This window comes from Nocardia sp. NPDC055002, from assembly GCF_053608825.1.
Genome location: NZ_JBSGWE010000007.1, coordinates 278512 through 296166 on the forward strand (window position 1 = coordinate 278512; position 17655 = coordinate 296166).

General features: G+C 68.8%; 20 protein-coding genes. 13 read left to right on the forward strand and 7 right to left on the reverse strand.

Translation table 11 applies throughout. The annotated features are described in order from the left end of the window. Positions 1-6 precede the first annotated feature (6 nt). Complete coding sequence (locus ACWF99_RS27055; protein ID WP_378632676.1) at positions 7-318, forward strand: hypothetical protein; 312 nt, start codon at positions 7-9, stop codon at positions 316-318. A 26-nt stretch (positions 319-344) separates the two neighbouring features. On the opposite strand, the gene ACWF99_RS27060 is transcribed toward ACWF99_RS27055, so the two are convergent. Further along, a complete protein-coding gene (locus ACWF99_RS27060; RefSeq protein WP_452537714.1) occupies positions 345-1130 on the reverse strand; it encodes an SOS response-associated peptidase in 786 nt (261 codons plus the stop codon). A gap of 112 nt (positions 1131-1242) precedes the next feature. Between ACWF99_RS27060 and aroA the strand changes: the two genes are divergently transcribed. Together aroA and rsgA are read left to right on the forward strand one after the other, a co-directional pair. Further along, positions 1243-2535, forward strand: a complete 1293-nt coding sequence (gene aroA / locus ACWF99_RS27065; RefSeq protein ID WP_378632671.1) for a 3-phosphoshikimate 1-carboxyvinyltransferase — start codon at positions 1243-1245, stop codon at positions 2533-2535. Between the two features lie 119 nt (positions 2536-2654). Then, the gene (gene rsgA / locus ACWF99_RS27070) at positions 2655-3536 is read left to right on the forward strand and encodes a ribosome small subunit-dependent GTPase A (protein WP_378632668.1); all 882 of its coding nucleotides are present in this window, start codon (positions 2655-2657) and stop codon (positions 3534-3536) included. Positions 3537-3562: 26 nt separating this feature from the next. Here rsgA and ACWF99_RS27075 read toward each other — a convergent pair whose 3' ends face one another. Then, complete coding sequence (locus ACWF99_RS27075) at positions 3563-4402, reverse strand: Ig-like domain-containing protein (RefSeq protein WP_378632666.1); 840 nt, start codon at positions 4400-4402, stop codon at positions 3563-3565. Positions 4403-4609: 207 nt separating this feature from the next. Between ACWF99_RS27075 and ACWF99_RS27080 the strand changes: the two genes are divergently transcribed. Then, positions 4610-4927: a hypothetical protein gene (locus ACWF99_RS27080; protein ID WP_101466068.1), complete on the forward strand. Its 318-nt coding sequence runs from the start codon at positions 4610-4612 to the stop codon at positions 4925-4927. On the opposite strand, the gene ACWF99_RS27085 is transcribed toward ACWF99_RS27080, so the two are convergent. The 3 genes from ACWF99_RS27085 to ACWF99_RS27095 all read right to left on the reverse strand — a co-directional run bounded on the left by ACWF99_RS27085 (position 4924) and on the right by ACWF99_RS27095 (position 9701). Further along, positions 4924-5964 carry a hypothetical protein gene (locus tag ACWF99_RS27085; RefSeq protein ID WP_452537715.1) on the reverse strand — a complete coding sequence of 347 codons (1041 nt, stop codon included), beginning with the start codon at positions 5962-5964 and terminating at the stop codon, positions 4924-4926. The genes ACWF99_RS27080 and ACWF99_RS27085 overlap by 4 nt on opposite strands. A gap of 172 nt (positions 5965-6136) precedes the next feature. After that, positions 6137-7663: a serine/threonine-protein kinase gene (locus ACWF99_RS27090; protein WP_452537716.1), complete on the reverse strand. Its 1527-nt coding sequence runs from the start codon at positions 7661-7663 to the stop codon at positions 6137-6139. A 103-nt stretch (positions 7664-7766) separates the two neighbouring features. Then, a complete protein-coding gene (locus tag ACWF99_RS27095) occupies positions 7767-9701 on the reverse strand; it encodes an N-6 DNA methylase (RefSeq protein WP_452537717.1) in 1935 nt (644 codons plus the stop codon). A 392-nt stretch (positions 9702-10093) separates the two neighbouring features. Here ACWF99_RS27095 and ACWF99_RS27100 point away from each other — a divergent pair, with 392 nt between their 5' ends. The 4 genes from ACWF99_RS27100 to ACWF99_RS27115 all read left to right on the forward strand — a co-directional run bounded on the left by ACWF99_RS27100 (position 10094) and on the right by ACWF99_RS27115 (position 12030). Beyond that, entirely contained in the window at positions 10094-10603 is a 510-nt protein-coding gene (locus ACWF99_RS27100) for a DUF4352 domain-containing protein (RefSeq protein WP_452537718.1), read from the forward strand. A gap of 122 nt (positions 10604-10725) precedes the next feature. Then, the gene (locus tag ACWF99_RS27105; RefSeq protein WP_452537719.1) at positions 10726-11184 is read left to right on the forward strand and encodes a MarR family winged helix-turn-helix transcriptional regulator; all 459 of its coding nucleotides are present in this window, start codon (positions 10726-10728) and stop codon (positions 11182-11184) included. A gap of 73 nt (positions 11185-11257) precedes the next feature. Beyond that, the gene (locus tag ACWF99_RS27110; protein ID WP_452537720.1) at positions 11258-11704 is read left to right on the forward strand and encodes a hypothetical protein; all 447 of its coding nucleotides are present in this window, start codon (positions 11258-11260) and stop codon (positions 11702-11704) included. A 17-nt stretch (positions 11705-11721) separates the two neighbouring features. Next, positions 11722-12030, forward strand: coding sequence for an antibiotic biosynthesis monooxygenase family protein (locus tag ACWF99_RS27115; RefSeq protein ID WP_452537721.1), 309 nt, complete (start codon positions 11722-11724; stop codon positions 12028-12030). A gap of 11 nt (positions 12031-12041) precedes the next feature. Here the strand turns inward: ACWF99_RS27115 and ACWF99_RS27120 are convergent, their stop codons facing one another. Both ACWF99_RS27120 and ACWF99_RS27125 read right to left on the reverse strand, forming a co-directional pair. After that, positions 12042-12167, reverse strand: a complete 126-nt coding sequence (locus tag ACWF99_RS27120) for a hypothetical protein (protein WP_378632645.1) — start codon at positions 12165-12167, stop codon at positions 12042-12044. A gap of 26 nt (positions 12168-12193) precedes the next feature. Then, positions 12194-12526: an ArsR/SmtB family transcription factor gene (locus ACWF99_RS27125; protein ID WP_378632642.1), complete on the reverse strand. Its 333-nt coding sequence runs from the start codon at positions 12524-12526 to the stop codon at positions 12194-12196. Positions 12527-12619: 93 nt separating this feature from the next. On the opposite strand from ACWF99_RS27125, the gene ACWF99_RS27130 reads away from it, so the two are divergent. From ACWF99_RS27130 to ACWF99_RS27150, 5 genes are read left to right on the forward strand one after another with little or no spacing between them, the layout of a single operon-like run. Further along, complete coding sequence (locus tag ACWF99_RS27130; protein WP_452537722.1) at positions 12620-14203, forward strand: ABC transporter substrate-binding protein; 1584 nt, start codon at positions 12620-12622, stop codon at positions 14201-14203. Further along, complete coding sequence (locus ACWF99_RS27135) at positions 14164-15195, forward strand: ABC transporter permease (RefSeq protein WP_452537762.1); 1032 nt, start codon at positions 14164-14166, stop codon at positions 15193-15195. The genes ACWF99_RS27130 and ACWF99_RS27135 overlap by 40 nt, the downstream gene beginning before the upstream one ends. Further along, complete coding sequence (locus tag ACWF99_RS27140) at positions 15188-16042, forward strand: ABC transporter permease (protein ID WP_452537723.1); 855 nt, start codon at positions 15188-15190, stop codon at positions 16040-16042. The genes ACWF99_RS27135 and ACWF99_RS27140 overlap by 8 nt, the downstream gene beginning before the upstream one ends. Further along, on the forward strand, positions 16039-17007 hold the full coding sequence (locus tag ACWF99_RS27145; protein ID WP_452537724.1) for an ATP-binding cassette domain-containing protein: 969 nt from the start codon (positions 16039-16041) through the stop codon (positions 17005-17007). Before ACWF99_RS27140 ends, ACWF99_RS27145 begins: the two co-directional genes overlap by 4 nt. Continuing rightward, a complete protein-coding gene (locus ACWF99_RS27150) occupies positions 17007-17648 on the forward strand; it encodes an ABC transporter ATP-binding protein (RefSeq protein WP_452537725.1) in 642 nt (213 codons plus the stop codon). Before ACWF99_RS27145 ends, ACWF99_RS27150 begins: the two co-directional genes overlap by 1 nt. Positions 17649-17655: the final 7 nt, after the last annotated feature.

Consider the following 17655-nt stretch of genomic DNA (forward strand, 5'->3'; position numbering starts at 1 on the left):
GCGAAAATGTCCGCTCGTTCGACGATCGCCGCCCTGTCCGGTGCCCTGGTGATCACTTTCGGCGCCGCTGCTCTGGCCCCCGCCACCGCGGTTCCGCAGGTGGTTCCGCCGTCGCAGGCCGAACCCGGCGACTATCCGCTCAACGGCCAGGGCACCACGCCGAAGAGTTCGCCGAAGACCGACCCGGAGACCGAGGAGAGGGCCGAGAAGTCGGAGAAGCTCGGCGGTGGGGTCGCCACCGAGGTGATCGATCTGATCACCGGGATCATCAAGTGCGGGCTGAACATCGCCACCGATTCGGTGCCCTGCTCGCTCTGAGATCTGCTACCCGAGGCCGGGCACGATCACAGCAATGTGGTCTGCCCGGCCTTGTCGTCACAGGTCCCGTCCGGCACCAGCAGTTCCGGGCCGTTGTTGCGCACGTTGTTCACCAGGGTGGAGACCGGACGCGCCACGATCGTCGCCAGTACTGCCCGCGAGGGCGGTCTCAGCAATTCGGCGGGCGCCGGGTGATCCGGGTCGAGCCAGGCGTCCCAGTGTTCGCGCGGCATCGGCAACGGCATCCGGTCGTGGATGTCGGCCAGCTCGCCGCTCGCGTCGGTGGTCAGGATCGTGCACGACATGAGCGGCTCGGCATCGGGCAGGCTGCGATCACGCCAGACCGACCAGAGCCCGGCCATATAGAGCAGGGAACCGTCGCTGTGCGACATGTAGAAGGGCCGCTTCACCGCTTTGCCCCTGCCGGTCGGTGACGCCTCGACCAGCCACTCGTACCAGCCGTCCATCGGCACCAGGCAGCGCTTGTGCTTGGCCGAATCGCGGAACGAGGGCGCGGTGGTGGCCTTGTCGGCGCGCGCGTTGAACAGCGGTTTCCCCTTGGCGGGCACGCCGGGTTCGGCCGCCTTGGTCCAGTGCGGGATCAGGCCCCAGCGCATCCGCCGGATCCGCAGCCGCGGGTCGTCGTCGGGTTCGCCGTGCGCGTGCCGCTCCACGACCGTGAGCACCTGGGTGGTCGGCGCGACGTTGTAGCTGACGGCGGCGTCCGGCTCGTCGAGCCCCGTCTCGTCGACAGCGTCCAGTTCGGCCGCCAACCGGCCCGGATTCGTGGTCGTCGCATATCGTCCACACATAAAGGTCAAGATACGCGCGGGCACCGACATCAGGCCCCGCCGACGACGCCACCCCACGCCGAAAAAGCGCACCACCGGTGCGTCCGAACCGCACATAAGCGAAGATGGGGACGTGAGTTTCTGGCCTGCGCCCCATATCGAGGTCCCCGTCCACGCGACCGTGACCCTGCCCGGATCGAAGTCCATCACCAACCGCGCGCTCATCCTGGCCGCACTGGCCGATGGGCCGTCCACGCTCACCGGTGCCCTGCGCAGCCGCGACACCGATCTGATGATCGGGGCCCTGCGCGCCCTCGGCACCGAGATCACCGGCGACGCCGAGATCCTCGAGATCACCCCGGCGCCCCTGCGCAGTGCCGCTGTCGACTGCGGGCTCGCGGGCACCATCATGCGATTCCTGCCGCCCGCCGCCGCACTCGCCACGGGCGATGTCGCGTTCTTCGGCGACGAGCAGGCGAAGTTGCGCCCGCTGTCCACCATTCTCGACGCCCTGCGCAAGCTCGGTCTCGATGTCGACGGTGACGCGCTGCCGTTCGTCGTGCACGGCACCGGCGCGCTACGCGGCGGCACCGTCACCATCGACGCGTCGGGATCCTCGCAGTTCGTGTCGGGGCTGCTGCTCTCGGCCGCCCGCTTCGACGAGGGCATCACCGTCCACCACGACGGCAAGGCACTGCCGTCGATGCCGCACATCGAGATGACGGTCGAGATGCTGCGCCGCGCCGATGTGGCCGTGCAGACCCCGGCCGATTCCGGCAACGCCCAGACCTGGACCGTGGCGCCCGGCCCGATCCGCGCGGTCGACTGGGAGATCGAGCCCGACCTGTCCAACGCCACCCCGTTCCTGGCGGCGGCCGCGGTGACCGGCGGCGAGGTGAGCATCCCGATGTGGCCACGCGGCACCACCCAGCCCGGTGACGTGATCCGCGAGATCCTCGTCCGGATGGGCGCCGAGGCCCGCATCTTCGACGGCATCCTCACCGTGCACGGTCCGGAACGCCTGGCCGGTATCGACATCGACCTGCACGACGTCGGCGAGCTCACCCCCACCGTCGCCGCGCTGGCCGCACTGGCCGACTCCCCCTCGCGCCTGCGTGGCATCGCCCACCTGCGCGGACACGAAACAGACCGTCTCGCAGCACTTTCCGCCGAGATCAATCGCCTCGGCGGCAACGTCACCGAGACCGAGGACGGCCTCGAGATCGTGCCCACCCCGCTGCACGGCGGACAGTGGCACTCCTACGCCGATCACCGAATGGCCACCGCCGGTGCGATTCTCGGCCTGCGCGTGCCAGGGGTGGAGATCGAGGACATCGGCACCACCGCCAAGACCCTGCCGACCTTCGTCACACTGTGGGAGCAGATGCTGGCTCCCGCGTTATCCAGTGACGGAGTGGCGCGCTGAGCCGCCAGGGGCGATCCTCAGCCAGCTACGACGAATCCGACGTCCGGGTACGCCCGGGTAAGGCGTCGTCGCGTCCCCGCACCAAGACCCGTCCGCAGCACGCCGACGCCGAGGCCGCCATGGTGGTGGCCGTCGACCGCGGCCGCTGGGGATGCGTGCTCGACGGGGACGCCGACCGGCGCATCGTCGCCATGCGCGCCCGCGAACTGGGCCGCACCCCGATCGTCGTGGGCGATCAGGTCGACGTGGTCGGCGACCTCACCGGCAGGCCCGACAGCCTGGCCAGGATCGTGCGGGTGAGCGAGCGCAGCACCGTGCTGCGCCGCACCGCCGACGACACCGATCCGTTCGAACGCATCGTCGTCGCCAATGCCCAGCAGTTGTTCATCGTGGTGGCGCTGGCCGATCCGCCGCCGCGCACCGGTTTCGTCGAGCGGGCGATGGTGGCCGCGTATGCCGGCGGGCTGGAACCGATTCTGGTGCTCACCAAACGCGACCTGGTCTCGGAATCCGAATTCGCTGCCGCCTTCGACGGTCTCGATCTGAAGATCCTCTACGCGGGCATCGACGATCCGATGGAGCCGGTGCTGGAAATCTTGAACGACCGGCTCACCGCGCTGATCGGGCACTCCGGTGTCGGCAAGTCGACGATGGTGAATCGTCTTGTGCCCGATGCCTATCGGGCGGTGGGCGAGGTCTCCGGTGTCGGCAAGGGCAAGCACACCTCCACCCAGTCGGTAGCGCTACCGCTACCCGAAGGCGGCTGGGTGATCGACACCCCGGGCGTGCGTTCGTTCGGCCTCGCCCACATCACGCCCGACGATGTGATCGCCTCGTTCACCGACCTCGCCGGTGCCATCGAGGACTGTCCGCGCGGCTGTACCCATCTCGGGCCGCCGGCCGATCCGGAATGCGCGCTCGATCAGCTGCCCGGCACGGAACGGCGGGTCGCCGCGATTCGCACGCTGCTGACCGCCCTGATCGCCAATGACGCTTGGTAGCAACCGATTCCGTGCCGGGGTGACTCTCAGAAGCTGAACGACCCCGTGTCGACCCCGCCGCCACCGCCGCCGCCATCGGTCGGCACCTCGGCCACGGTCACCGTCGCGGTGCTCGACGAACCCGCCACCCCGCTGCGCCCGGAGAAGGCCGCGCCGATGCTGTAGGCACCCGGGGCACCCGGCGTCCAGACGATGCTCGCCTTGCCGTTCGCGCCGACCGGGATGTCGCCGAGCACATTGTCGCCCGCCTTGAACTGGATCGTGCCGCCCGCCGCGGCCGGGGTCACGCTCGCTTCCAGCGTGACGGCCTTGCCGACCTGCGCACCCGACACCGCGGTGATGGCGGTGCTGGACACGGCGTCGCCCGACACCGTGATGGCCGGTCCCTTGGCCTGGTAGATGCCGTCGCCGAGAGACCCGCCGTAGTGCATCGAGGTCGGCAGCGGGGTGTCGCGGGCGCAGTTCACGCCGACCTTGTACTGGATCTCGAAGGTCTGCGATTTCGGCGAGATATTCGGGTACACCGGGTACTTGGTGATGCCGAACTCGGCGCGGATCCAGTCCGACGACGACGTGTCGATCGAGACCGCGTCACCCGACATCTTCGCCGAGCCCGCGACCGGCGTCAGGCACGCCGGGTGCAGGTCCTTGATCGAGTAGATGTATTCCACCGGGATGCCGGTGCGTTCGAACTTCGTGGTCACGGTGACCGTGTCGCCGACCACCGGGTTGGTGTTCGATACCGTTCGGGTGAAATGGCTGTTGCCGTCATCCCAGGTGATCGATCCCGGAGCGGCTACGGCCGAGCCGGGAAACGCCGTCATCGCCAGCCCCGCCGCGGCGGCGAAAACGGCTGCGCGCTGCACTCTTCTGTCCACCATCATGTGTCTCCAACTACGTGCCGGACGCCCTCGACGTCGTCGAGGCGCTGATACGCCCGAGTGGCGAGCAGTAGATCACGCCATGGTCCCCGGCGGATCCAAATCCGAAATAGATCTCGTTCAGATTTCGAATTCGACTCGCGTTCGCTCGCGTTCACAACCACGACACTGTCCGCCGGTACCGTCATCCCCATGAAGCCACCGGCGATCGGTTACCTGCGCCGCGACATCTCGGGTGTCGCCCAGTCCTGGGACGAAACGCAGATCCGTTCCCTAGCCGAACGCCTGGGCTACCGCTTCACCAAGACCGTCGTCTTCAGCGACCGCACCGCCGACCCGATCGGCCGCCTGCTCGACGTGGTCACCACCACCGAAGCCGCCGCGATCGTCACCCCCAGCCTCACCCACCTCGGCTCCGACCTCCCCCACCGCATCGTCGCCGCCTGCGACATCATCACCGTCACCCCCGAGATCACCCACACCAGAACCCTGCCCGCCCTCCCCGCCTAGGTCAGCGCGCGGTAGCGACCGTCGGGGTCACGGGCCAGGCGTCCGCGCCGGACCGCCATGGTCAGACACGCTTCGATGCGGTCCTCCGCGGCACCGGTGCGTTCATGGCCGAACTGGGTGAGCGTGGCCCAGACCATCTCGTCGAACGAATGCTTATTGCGTTGTGCCACATGGGTTATCGCGTTGACGATTTCCTCGGCGGAAATGGTGCCGATGGCGCGCGAGACGGTGGGCGGGGTGAAACGGAAACCGCGCCAGGTCGAAGGGTCCAGGTCGGACGGCCAGACGAACACACCTGACGAGGTAGCGCGCATCAGCGATTCCGGCACCTCGCCGAGGACGCAGATCTGCTGTTTCTCGGAGGGTTTGTGCACACCGAAGCGCTGGGCGACCCGCGCCACCAGGTGGCTCCGCTCGATGGGACCTTCGATCGCGATCGTTTCGCGGACTGCGTCGCGCACGCGGATCGGGATGGTAGCGGAACTGTCGCGGTCGAGGTCGGCGGGAGAACCGAGGACGCCCGTGGGTGCGCTCGCGTAGGGGATCCCGGTGGGCAGCCAGTGCTGGGCAGTGCGGGTGCGGGTCTGCCAATCGGGGGTTTGCGCGACCGTCGGCGCGATCGGCGCCGAGGGTGGAGTGTAGGGCGATCGCGGGTACTGCGGCGACTGCTGAGCAACGTAAGGCACCTGTGGATACGGAACCGGCGGCGTTGCCGGGCTCGGAGGCGTCGGGATCGCACCGGTATTCCAGGACGGCCCATAGCCGATCTGTGCCGCACCGGGATCGGGCTGCCGAGTCCGTTCGCCGTGCGGGTAGAAGGTGTGCCGCTTGCGCCGGTCGCCTGCCACGAGCTGCCACATCGAGGCGCCCGCCAGTGCGGTACCGAGTACCAGAAAGGCCACCGCCAGCACGATTTCGAACGTACTGGCATGGTCGATGCCGGTGAAGTAGCCGACGATTCCGAGAAGAATACTGAAGGCACCGGCCAGCAGCCCGACGACCCACCCGAACTTGGCGAACAACTGCACCTGGCCCACTCCACTTCCGTGCGAACCCCCTGTTGGCGGCCGCACCGACTGCCGACGCGCTCCCCCGTCGGCGAATGCGAGGAGCATACTCGGCGGGCCCGACGACCGGGATGCCCGCGACCGCGCCTCGACGGCAGCCCGGTTCCGCTCGGACAACCGCGTCGAGCAGAACGGTCAACTGTCAGCGGTGCAGTTCGACGGCCAGCTGCTCGACCCGTCGCCGCACCGGATCTTCCGGCGGCCGAAGCACTTCGAGATCGTTTCGCAGCTGCGTGAGGAACCGCTGCGCCCTCGATCGATCGCCCACCGCGGGCAGGAGCTCCGCGATGGCGACGCGCACCGCCACGGCGGCATCACCGAATTCGTTGTCCGCGGCGCGGATTTCACCGAACAGCCGGTACAGCTCGTCCACCGCCGCAGCCGCGGCGAGGTCGCCGAGGGTGGCCCGGCACTGGACTGCGGCAATCCTCGCCTGCCACACCCTGCTCGTGGCACCCACCTGTCGTTCGATCGTCTCGACGCGCTCCCATTCGGTCAGGGCTCGGCGGTGTTCGCCGCTGTGAGTGAAGGCGGTGGCGATGTCGCGGTGCAGAGCGCCGAGCTGGGGGCTGTGTGAGCCGTAGCGCTGCTCGGCCTCGTCGACGACGGTGACCAATGCCTCGGCCGCCTGGGCGAAGCGGCCGAGTTCGCAGAGTTCCCGGTAGCGTGCCGCGACGTCGACGAGGCCGCCGGTCGCGGACGCGGGCTTGCCGGGTGCAGACCGTCGCGGCGCGGGTTCCGGTGCCGGATCGGCGGGCGGGTTGGGGCGGCGGAAGATTCTTGTCGGATCGGGATACCCAGCGAGGGCCGGGCCTTCGGGCGTCCCCGGCCCGGGGAGGAACGGCAGCAGATGGTCGTAGACGTCACGGGCAGTGGCCGGCCGGTCGACCGGATCCTTCGCGAGCAAGTCCAGGACCAGCTGTTCGATCTGTGGTGGCACCTCACGGCGGAGCGTGCACAACGGCGTCGGCGCCTCCGAGAGGTGCCGATTGTGCGTATCGAACTCCGACCTGGCTGCGAAGACGCCTCGGCCGCTGAACATCTCGTGCATGATGCAGCCGAGCGCGTACAGGTCTGCCCGTGGCCCGACATCCTGCCCGTTCACCAGTTCCGGCGACATATACGCGGCCGTCCCGAGCACCGACCCGGTCCGGGTGATCCGGCTCGTACTCCCATCGAGCAGCGCCGCGATCCCGAAGTCGATCACCTTCACTGTCCCATCGCCTGCCACCAGCACATTCGCCGGTTTCAGATCGCGATGCACCACCGGCAACACATGGGCATGCGACAGCACCGTCGCGATCTGCGCCGCGACGGCGACCCCGTACTCGATCGGCAGCATCCCCACCCCGGACACGAAGTCCCGCAATGTCACGCCATCGATGTGCTCCATCACCAGATACACACTCTCGGCATCCTTGTCGAGCACCGCATCGAACACCTGCGGTACACCGTGATGCCGAATCCGCGCGGTCACCCTGGCCTCCCGCCGAAACCGGGCAACGAACTCCTCGGCCAGGTCGGCCCGAGACGCGAACTGCCCCACCGCGATCCGCTTGACGGCCACCGCCCGATCCAGCACCACGTCGTACCCCGACAGAACCTGCCCCATCCCGCCTGCCCCCAAAGCCCCGGAGATCTCATACCGCCCGTCGATGACCTCGCGCACCCCAACCTCCGACCCGACACCCGACACGGTCCCCCGCACGATACTGCGCGCCGTCCACCGGCGACGGCATCGTCGAGCCGACAGCGCGCACGATGCGGGCCGGTCAGTTTTCGGGGTGGGGCTCCAGGGCGCCCGCGGTGAGTCCGGTGGCGATGAGGTCGGCGGCCCGGTGGGCGGCGGTGGCGGTGGTGTGGGCGGCTACTCGAAGGTGGTGCAGGCGACGGAAGGCTGCGCCGTAGGTCTTCTGGTCGGCGAGGGGGAGCATGGGAATGCGGAGGCGGGCGGGGTCTAGGCGGATGGTGGTGGTGCCGTACATGGCGGCGGCGTTGTCGGGGCTGCCGATGAAGCCGGCGAAGAACCAGGGGTCGATGCGGGTGGGGTCGGTGCGGAAGACGAGGACACCGGGTGCGGGGACGGCGCCGATGTCGGCGCCTTCGGCGACGCGGGTGCCCTGGGCGGCGCCGTGGTCGTCGCGCAGACGGGAGACCAGGACGTCACCTTCCTCGATCGGATCGCCGACGGGGGCGCCGGGGGCGGTGAGGCCGGAGGGGGCGCGGCTGTTGAGCAGATCGTGGCCGGTGAGGACCGGTCGTTGCGGGGCGTCGTCGGCGACCGCGTCGGGGGTACTGGTGACGATTCGCACGGCCTTACCCGCGATCAGGTTGCCGACCGCCACATAGCGCCACACGGTGCCGGGCGCCGAATCCCATTCGCGCACAGCATCTACGACGGAATGCAGATCCGTGAGGTTCGCGCCGAGGTGACCGATGGCGCCACGGGCCGAGGTCGAGGCACTCTCCGGGTCGACGGCGGCGCGCACCTGACGCGCGGGCGTGAGGTCGACGTCGTCGTCGAGTACATCCATCACCCGGACCACGGCGGTCACGTCGGGGACGGTGGCGTCGTCGCCCTTGTCGAAGGCATGCCACGCAGTGACGACTGTTTCGGCGAGGACGTGCCAATCCGGTTGGTCCCCACCATGATCGGGTAACCGGGTCGTGTCGGCGAACAGCAGGGTGTCGGTCGGATTCCCCTTGCCCGGGCGGCGGAGGACCCACAGTTGCAGTCCTACCTGTCGCGGTGTCGACGCGCCGGGCGGCAAAGCGATCACGGCACGTAATGCGCCCGCCCGCAACAGTTCCATCCGTATCCGCCGACCCGAGGACCTGGCCGCGACAGCGGGTGGCAGCAGCAGAACAGCGGTGCCGCCGGGGTGCAGATGGGCGATGGCGTGCTGCACCCAGGCGAGTTCGGATTCGCTGCGCGGAGGAACCGAGTACACCCACCGCGGATCCAGCGCCAGTTCGTCGGCACTCCAATCCCGTTGCGAATAGGGAGGATTCGACAGCACAGCGTCGACCTCGACATCGGTGAACGCGTCGGCGAGCAGAGCATCGCCCGCGCGGATATCCGCTTCGGCGCCAGGGGCGAGCGTGCTGAGCAGCGCGGCGGTGCGACTCGCCTGCACGGGCAGGATGTCCTGACCGTCGAGCCGTTCGGCGCCGATCCGAGCGGCCTCGAGCAACAGGGTTCCGCCGCCGCACGCCGGGTCGAGCACCGAGCGCGGAGCGGGCGACGCGGACGCGGCGAGCACATCGGCCATCAGCGCGGCGACGGGTTGATCGGTCGGGTAGATGCCGGTACTCGGACCGTCGAGACCGCGTTCGGCCAGCACCGCCAGAGTCTGCTGTACGCCGACTTCACCGATCGACGCGCGCACCGCCTCGTGCGCCGCGCCCTTCACCTCGACTGCCGGGTCCGCCACGAAGGCCATCAGCCCGGCGACATCCTCGGGTGCGACCTCGGAACGCAGCACCGTACGCAAGCGCTGAACAGGAGAATCCGCCGCGGTCACACCGTGTCCACGCAACCACTGCTGCACCTCGGCGAGGTCGAACAGCGGCCGCGATTCGGAGCCGCCCGGTACCGGCGCGGGGAAATCGGCGTGTCGGCGACGCCAGTTGCTCACGGTGGCACGGGTGACGCCGGCCAGCCGGGAGATCTCGGCGGCGGCGACGGTGGGCGTCGAGTCTGACAAGGGGTCTCCTCTGGTCAAGGTCAAACCTTACACATCATCGTTGACATAAGACGACGTCAGTACACATGTTTTCATCGTCCACAGTGAAAACATTGTTTCCCTGTTGCTATTGCGGTTGCGTAGGTGTAGCGTCCTTTTTCGACGGAGCGGCAACAACCCGAACAGTCGCTTCCAGCACACGAACAACGTTGCGAGACAACAGTTCTTGCAGATTCCTTCGTCGATGCACCATCCCGCACCGCACGGCCCATCGAGGCCGCGATCGGTCGCGCCACGGCGACCGACAGCGTTTCCCAGAAGAGGACGATCGTCATGACCAATCCCCAGTACCCGACCAACCCCGCCGCCCCGCACCAGCCCTACTACCCGCAGCCGCCGCGTAAGAAGAAAGTGTGGCCGTGGGTGCTCGGCGGTTCGTCCTGGCCGTGCTCGTCCTGTTCGGCGGATGTGCGGCATTGATCGGCACCGCCGCCAACGAGGTCGCCAAGGCCGAGGAGACCAAGTCGGTCGCGGCTCCCGCCGGGACCGAAGTACGCGACGGCAAGTTCGGGTTCACGGTGACGAAGGTGGATCCGCCGGTCACCACCGTCGGCGACAACCAGTTCCTGCAGAAGACCGCGCAGGGCGAATTCATCCTGGTCTACGTCGACGTCGCCAACACCTCCACCGTCGCCCAGAGCTACTTCGGCTCGAACCAGAAGCTGATCGACGATCAGGGCCGCGAGTTCGCCAACGACACCACCGCCGAGATCAACGTCAACGACCAGCTCTCCGCAGAGATCAACCCCGGCAACAAGACCTCGATGGTCCTCGTCTTCGACGTCCCGGTAGGCACCGTCCCCACCGCGGTCGAATTCCACGACTCGGCTTTCTCCGACGGAGCCCGTGTCGCACTGAAATAGTCCCGCTCCCGCACCGGCCACGGGCCCAGCGAACTCGCTGGGCCCGTGGCTGTTTCGCGGGCGCGGGATGGATACGGCTCCCGGAACACGACTATCGGGGTGTCGTGCGGGAAAATGAGGGGGTGACCACCGAGAGCGAGCGTCCTGGACCGCCGGCTATGAGCCCGAGCATTTTGGTGATCACGATGTCGCGGCGGGTGGAGGCGGCGCTGGGGGTCGAGTTGGGGGCGCTGGATTTGACGGTGGCCCGGCTGGGGTTGCTCGGGCATATCAATGGGGTGCCGGGGGCCTCGTTCAGCGAGCTGGCGCGGATGTCGGGGACGAGCGTGCAAAGTGTCCATGCCGCGGTGAAGGGGCTGGTGGGGGCCGGTTTGGTGCAGGATCGGACGGCGCGGGCGGGGTCGGCGTCGGCGATCGAGCTGACGGAGGCGGGCGCGGAGCTGCTGGCGCAGGCGCGTAAAGCGGTGGCGCGGGTGGACACCCAGCTGTTCGGGGCGGAATCGGATCCGATTCTGCGGCGGGTCGGAGCGGCGATCGTCGACGCGTTCGCGGGGACGATTCCCCCTCGACCAGAGGCGTGACGAATCCGACCTTCAATGTGGCTGAAACTCGAGCTAGGCTTCAAGCACATTGAAGGTCGGAGGGAGTCGGTAGTTGGAACACGTCTTGTTGTCCGTGCATGTGCTCGCGGGCATCGTCTTCGTCGGCGGCTCAGCGGTCGCCACCAGTCTTTTTCCCCGGTACGCGCCGGTCGCGGGCGCGCCCGATCCGGACTCGGTGCGCAGCAGGCCGGTCGCGGCCGCCATGCACCGGATCACCGGGAACTACGCGAAACTCGCCATCATCGTGCCGGTGATCGGCATCGTGCTGGCCGCGATTCAGGGCCGGATGAACGAAATCTGGATCACCACCGCGATGGTGACGACCGCGGTGGCAGGCGGGCTGCTCGCCGTGCAGATCGTTCCGATGCAGCGCGAGGCCCTCGACCAGCCCGACGACGGCAAGCGCCTGCGGGTGCTGTCGATGCTCGCGGGTATCTACAACCTGCTGTGGACGGCCGTGGTCGTTCTCATGATCGTGCGTCCCGGATCCGCCGCGTGACCGAACAGGAGCTCCCCATGACCGACCAGGGTGTCACTTTCATCAATGTGATCGAGGTTTCCGCCGACGACATCGAGAGATTCGTCGCGCAGTGGCGCGAACGGGCCGCGCACATGCGCACCGCCCCCGGTTTCCGCGATGTCCGCCTGCACCGCGCCTTGCTGCCCGATTCGCGATTCCAGCTGGTGAACATCGCACACTGGGACAGCGCCGAGGCCTGCGAGGCCGCCGGACGCAATCCGACGGTCGTCGCCTCGGTCGACCAGGCGCGTCAGGTCGCGCGCGCAAATCCCGCCCTCTACGAAGTGGTCGCCGAGTTCTGCTGAGCGACAGGCATTCACAGCGCGCCAAGCACCGCCGCGGCCAGCGGGCCTGCCGAGGCGGGGTTCTGACCGGTGTCGCGACGACAACGTGCCCGGCAATGATCGGCACCGGTCAGCACGTACAGGACCTTCGCCGTCATCGCCTCCGAGAAGCGGACTCTCGACGTCAGTGCTTGGCGCCGATGGTGTGCAGAATTTCGTGGATGATCGGGTCGGTGAGCCGGTTGGTGACCGATCGGCCTTCGCGACTCGAGGTGACGCACCCCTCGTGCCGCAGCACGCGCAGCGCCTGGGAGATCGCGTTCTCGTTGCGGCCGACAGCGGCGGCCAGTTCGCCGACGCTGATGCCGGGCGAGCGGTGCAGACACAGCAGGATTTCCAGGCGGCCGGGGTCCGACAGCAGGTCGAAGCGCTGCGCCCATTCCCTGATCTCGACGTCGCCGATCGCGCGCCGGCCGAGTTCGACCGGCGACCCGTGCAGTGTGCGTGGCTCTCCCATGGCGGTGCCCAGCTTAATCGCCGAGTGGACAGGACGGCACCGCCCGCGACTATTATCTGTTCATCTGTTCAGATAAACATGTAGGGATGATGGATGCGCACTCGGCCGCTGTTCGCTGTAGGAGCCGCGCTGGCGGTCGTGCTGACATCGTGCGGAGCGCCCGACAGCGGGTCCACCGACTCGCTCGTGCTCGCCGACGCGTATGAGCTCGGCGGGTACAACCCGGTCGCCGGGTACGGCGCGGCCGGCGAGGCCAAGGTCTACGACGGATTGCTGCGGCTCACCGGCGGCACCGGCATGCCCGGTTTCGAGCCTGCCCTGGCAACGGCATTGCCGACGCCCGACGCCGATGCGACTGTCTGGACGGCGCCGCTGCGCCCCGGTGTGCGGTTCAGCGACGGGTCGGCGTTCGACGCCGCCGACGTGGTGGCGACCTACCGGGCGATTCTGGATCCGGCGTCGGCCTCGGAGGTGCGGTCGTCGTTTTCGATGATCGACCGGGTCGACGCTGTCGATCCGCTGACGGTGCGGTTCACCCTGCGTCATCCCTATGCCGCGTTCCCGGCCAAGCTGCTGATCGGGATCGTGCCGTCGGAGGCCGTCGCCACGCCGGGACCCGCGACCGAATCACCGCTCAATACCGCCCCGATCGGCACCGGCCCCTATCGGCTCACGGCGCTGGAGCCGACGCGGGCGGTGTTCGAGGCGAACGAAAGCTATTGGGGTGGTGCGCCTTCGGTCAAGCGGCTGACGGTTCTCTACGTACCCGACGACAACACCCGCGCGCAGCGGATGGCCGGGGGTGAACTCGACGGAACGTCGCTGCCGCCCCTGCTGGCCGCCACATTCGAACCACGGATGTCGGTGCAGGCCAACATGTCCGCGGATTGGCGCGGTGTGTCGATGCCCGAGCGCGATCCGGTCGCCGGGGACCCGGCCGTCCGGCTGGCACTGAACTACGCGGTGGACCGCCAGGCGATGATCGACAACATCCTCGGCGGCCACGGCCGCCCGGCCTACACGCCTTTCGCCGAGGTCTACGGCGAATCCCACAACCCGGCAGTCGCTTTCGCCTTCGATCGCACGCGTGCCGAAACGATCCTCGAGGGTGCGCGATGGCGGACCGGCGCCGACGGCGTGCGCGCGAAAGACGGTGTGCGCGCGCGATTCACCGTGATGTACAACTCCACCGACACGTTGCGCCGTGACCTCGCACTGGCTTTCGCCTCCGATGCGCGGCGGGTGGGTATCGAGATCGATCTCGAGGCGCTGTCCTGGGATCGGATCGAGCCGCGCATCGCACAGGCCGGGATCCTGCTCGGCGGCGGGAGCGAGCCCTTCGATCCCGACACCCAGGCCTACAACACCCTGCACTCGCCGCTGCTCGACCCGAGTGCGGGCAGCCCGTACGACAATGCGAGCAGGCACGCGGATCCCGCGATCGACGCACAACTCGACACCGCGCGGCGCAGTGTCGATCCCGCGGTGCGCGCCGCCGCGTACCGGGAGGTCCAGAGCCGGTATGCCCAGGATCCGAGCCACGTCTTCCTGGTCCATCTCGATCACACCTATGTGGTGAAGGATTCTTCCTGGACGATGTCGGGGCCGATTCTCGAGCCGCACGCGCACGGCGTCACCTGGGGACCGTGGTGGTCGCTGCAGACCTGGACCCGCTGATGGGGCGCAGTCGCGTTCGCGGACGCGGCCTGCGGGCAATGGTCGGGTGGCGACTGGCGGCGTTGATTCCGGTGCTCGCCGCGGTGTCGGCCGCGCTCTTCGCCGCGGCGGCGGTGTCACCGTTCGACCCGCTGGTCGGCTATCTCGGCGCTCGCTACGAGACGACGAGTGCGTCGGATCGGGCGTTGCTCACGGACCGGCTCGGGCTGGACGCGTCGTGGTACCAGCTCTACGGACGCTGGATCGGCGACCTGTTCAGCGGCGATCTCGGTGTTTCCCGCGGGTTCGCCCAGCCGGTGAGCACCCTGCTCGCCCAACGGATTCCGTGGACGGTGCTGCTGGTGGTGGTCGCGATGAGCGTGGCGGTCGCCATCGCGCTCGGCGCGGGCGTCTGGGCGGGCATGCATCGCGGTGGGGTGATCGATCGGCTGGTCACCGCGTCGTGTGTGGTGATGCAGGGGCTGCCGCCGTTCGTGGTGTCACTGGCCGCGATCGGCGTGTTCGCGGTCGGACTCGGCTGGTTGCCGCCTGCCGGGCTCACCGACGCCGGGGCCGAGGTCGGAGCCGGTCAGGTGGCACGACATCTCGTGCTGCCCGCTGCCGCGTTGGCCCTCTCGCAGGTGCCGTGGCTCCTGCTGGCCGTGCGGGAATCGGTGGCGGGCAATCGCGGTGAGGATTTCGTGGTCGGTGCCGTCACCCGCGGCATCGACACCGCGACGGTCACCCGCAGGCACATTCTGCCGACCTCGCTGGCCCCGTTCGTGACGATCCTCGGCGCTCGATTGCCGGAGGTCGTGGTCGGGGCGGTGCTGGTGGAGGAGATCTTCTCGTGGCCGGGGATCGCGGGCGCGTTCGTGCAGTCGGCGAAGGATCTGGACATGGCGCTGCTTGCCGTGCTGACTGTCGGCACGACCTGCGCGGTGATGCTCGGGTCGCTGCTCGCCGATGTCGCGGTGGTGCTGCTCGATCCGAGGGTGCGCGCCGATGGTTGAGCGGTGGCGCGACCGCACGCACGGGGCTGCGGAGCGACGGTTGTATCTCGCGCTAACGGTGCTGTTCGCGGTCGTGCTGTACGCGGTGATCGTGCCGTGGGTGGGCGGGGTCGACGATCGGCTGACCGATTTCGCGCACGCGCGGCAGGCGCCGTCGGGGCAGTGGTGGTTCGGGACCGACTCGGCCGGGCGGCCGCTGTTCGTGCGGATCGCGGCGGCGCTGCGGACCTCGCTGATCGTCGCGGCGTGCGCGGCGGCCGTGTCGACGGTGATCGGCGTGCTCGTCGGTGCGGTGTCGGCGCTGGCAGGCGGGTGGGTGGACCGGGTGGTGATGCGGTTCGCCGATACCGCCAACGCGCTGCCGCATCTGCTGCTCGGGATCGTGATCGTGGCGCTGTTCCGGGGGAACGCGCTGGCGGTGGTGCTGTCGATCGGACTCACGCACTGGGTGCAGGTGGCGCGGATCGTGCGGGCGGAGAGCTTGAGTCTGCGCGAACGCGAGTACGTGTCCGCGGCGGTGCTCGCGGGCGCGAGCCGCACCCACCTGTTGCTCAGGCATCTGCTGCCCGCTGTCGCCCCGCAGGCGTTGATCGCGGTGGTTCTGCTTCTCCCGCACGCGATTTGGCACGAGTCGACCTTGTCGTTTCTCGGGTTCGGACTGCCGCCGCACGAACCGAGCCTCGGCACCCTGCTGGAGGAAGCGCGCACTTCGCTGCTTCTGGGCGGGTGGTGGACGCTGGCGTTCCCGGCCGGATTCCTGGTGCTGACGACGGTGGCGGTCGCTGTCGCGGGGTCGTCGCTGCGCGGACTTCTCGCCCCACCCACACCGTCGAGGATGCCGCGATGACAGAACCTTCCCTCCCTCGTGAGACCGCGGACGCACTGCTCGACGCCCACCGTGGAGGTCGGGGCACCCGCTTGTCGATCGATGCGCTGACCGTCCGGATTCCGGTCGGCCGGGGTGATGTGGTGCATGCGGTGACCGAGCTGTCGCTCGACATCGAAGCGGGCAGCGTCACCGCACTCGTCGGCGAATCCGGGTGCGGGAAGTCGATTGTCGCCGGTGCGGTGATGGGCGTGCTGCCCCACGATGCCGTCACCACCGGGTCCATCCACCTGCGTGTGGACGGTCCGGCGGACTCCGCCGACGAACCGATCGACATCCTCGTCGGCGAGCACTCCTATCGCGGCCGCCATATCGCGCTGGTGCCCCAATCCCCGAGCACCTCCTTCACTCCCGTGCGAACCGTCGGCTCCCAGCTCCAGGAGACGATCACCGCCCTCGGCACCGCGCACACCCCCGCTGACCTCGTCGATCGCGCGGGGCTCGCCCGCACCGCGCTCGACCTGTACCCGCACGAGCTCTCCGGCGGGATGGCCCAGCGGGCGGCCGTGGCGGCGGCGCTGGCGGGCGATCCCGAGGTGATCATCGCCGATGAACCGACCTCCGGACTCGATCGCTCACGCACCGACCAGATCGGACAACTGTTGCGCGAGTGCGCCGACAGCGGCGCCGCGGTCCTGCTGATCACGCACGATCTCGGGCATCTGATCCGCGCGGGCATCGCCGACACCGTCGCGGTGATGTACGCGTCACGCCTGATGGAGGTCGGCCCCGGTGCGCACGTGCTCGACGATCCGTGGCACGACTACACGCGCGACCTGCTCGCCGCCCTGCCCGAACACGGCCTGCACCCGCTCCCCCATCCCCCGCGAGCGCTGACGAACCTGTCCGAGATCTGCCCCTACGCGGGTGGCCCGACGCGATTGATTCCCCAGCAGCCGCGCATGATTCGCCGACCGAGGTCCTGATGCTGATCGCCGACTCCATGACCGCGGGCTACGGCTCGGAATCCGTCATCCGCGGGGTCGACCTGCGGATCACTCCGGGCGAGATCATCGGCATCACCGGCGACTCGGGATCGGGGAAAACCACGCTGGCGCGAACCATGGCCGGATTACTGACGCCCACCTCCGGCACCGTCACCGTCGACGGACAGGCACCCCGACGGGCTCGCGGCAGCATCGCCATGGTCTTTCAATCCCCCCGTGCCGCAACCAATCCCCACTTCACTCTCGCCCGGATCATCGCCGAACCCGCCCGCATCCGCGGTGCCTCGGTCCCCGATCTCACCGCGCTGGCCACCGCTGTCGGTCTCACCCCCGACCTCCTCGACCGCCGCCCCCACGCCCTCAGCGACGGCCAGCTCCAGCGCGCCTGCCTGGCCCGCGCCCTCGCCCAGAACCCCCGCTACCTCATCCTCGACGAAGCCACCGCCATGCTCGACGCCGCCACCACCGCCACCATCATCCGCCTGGTCATGACCCGCGCCGACGACAACCTGGGCGTCCTGCTGATCAGCCACGACGAGCCCCTCCTCGCGGCCGCCTGCACCCGCGTCGCCACGATGCGCGAAGGCATCCTCACCCCGCGGCAGGCATCTCCGCAATAACCGCACG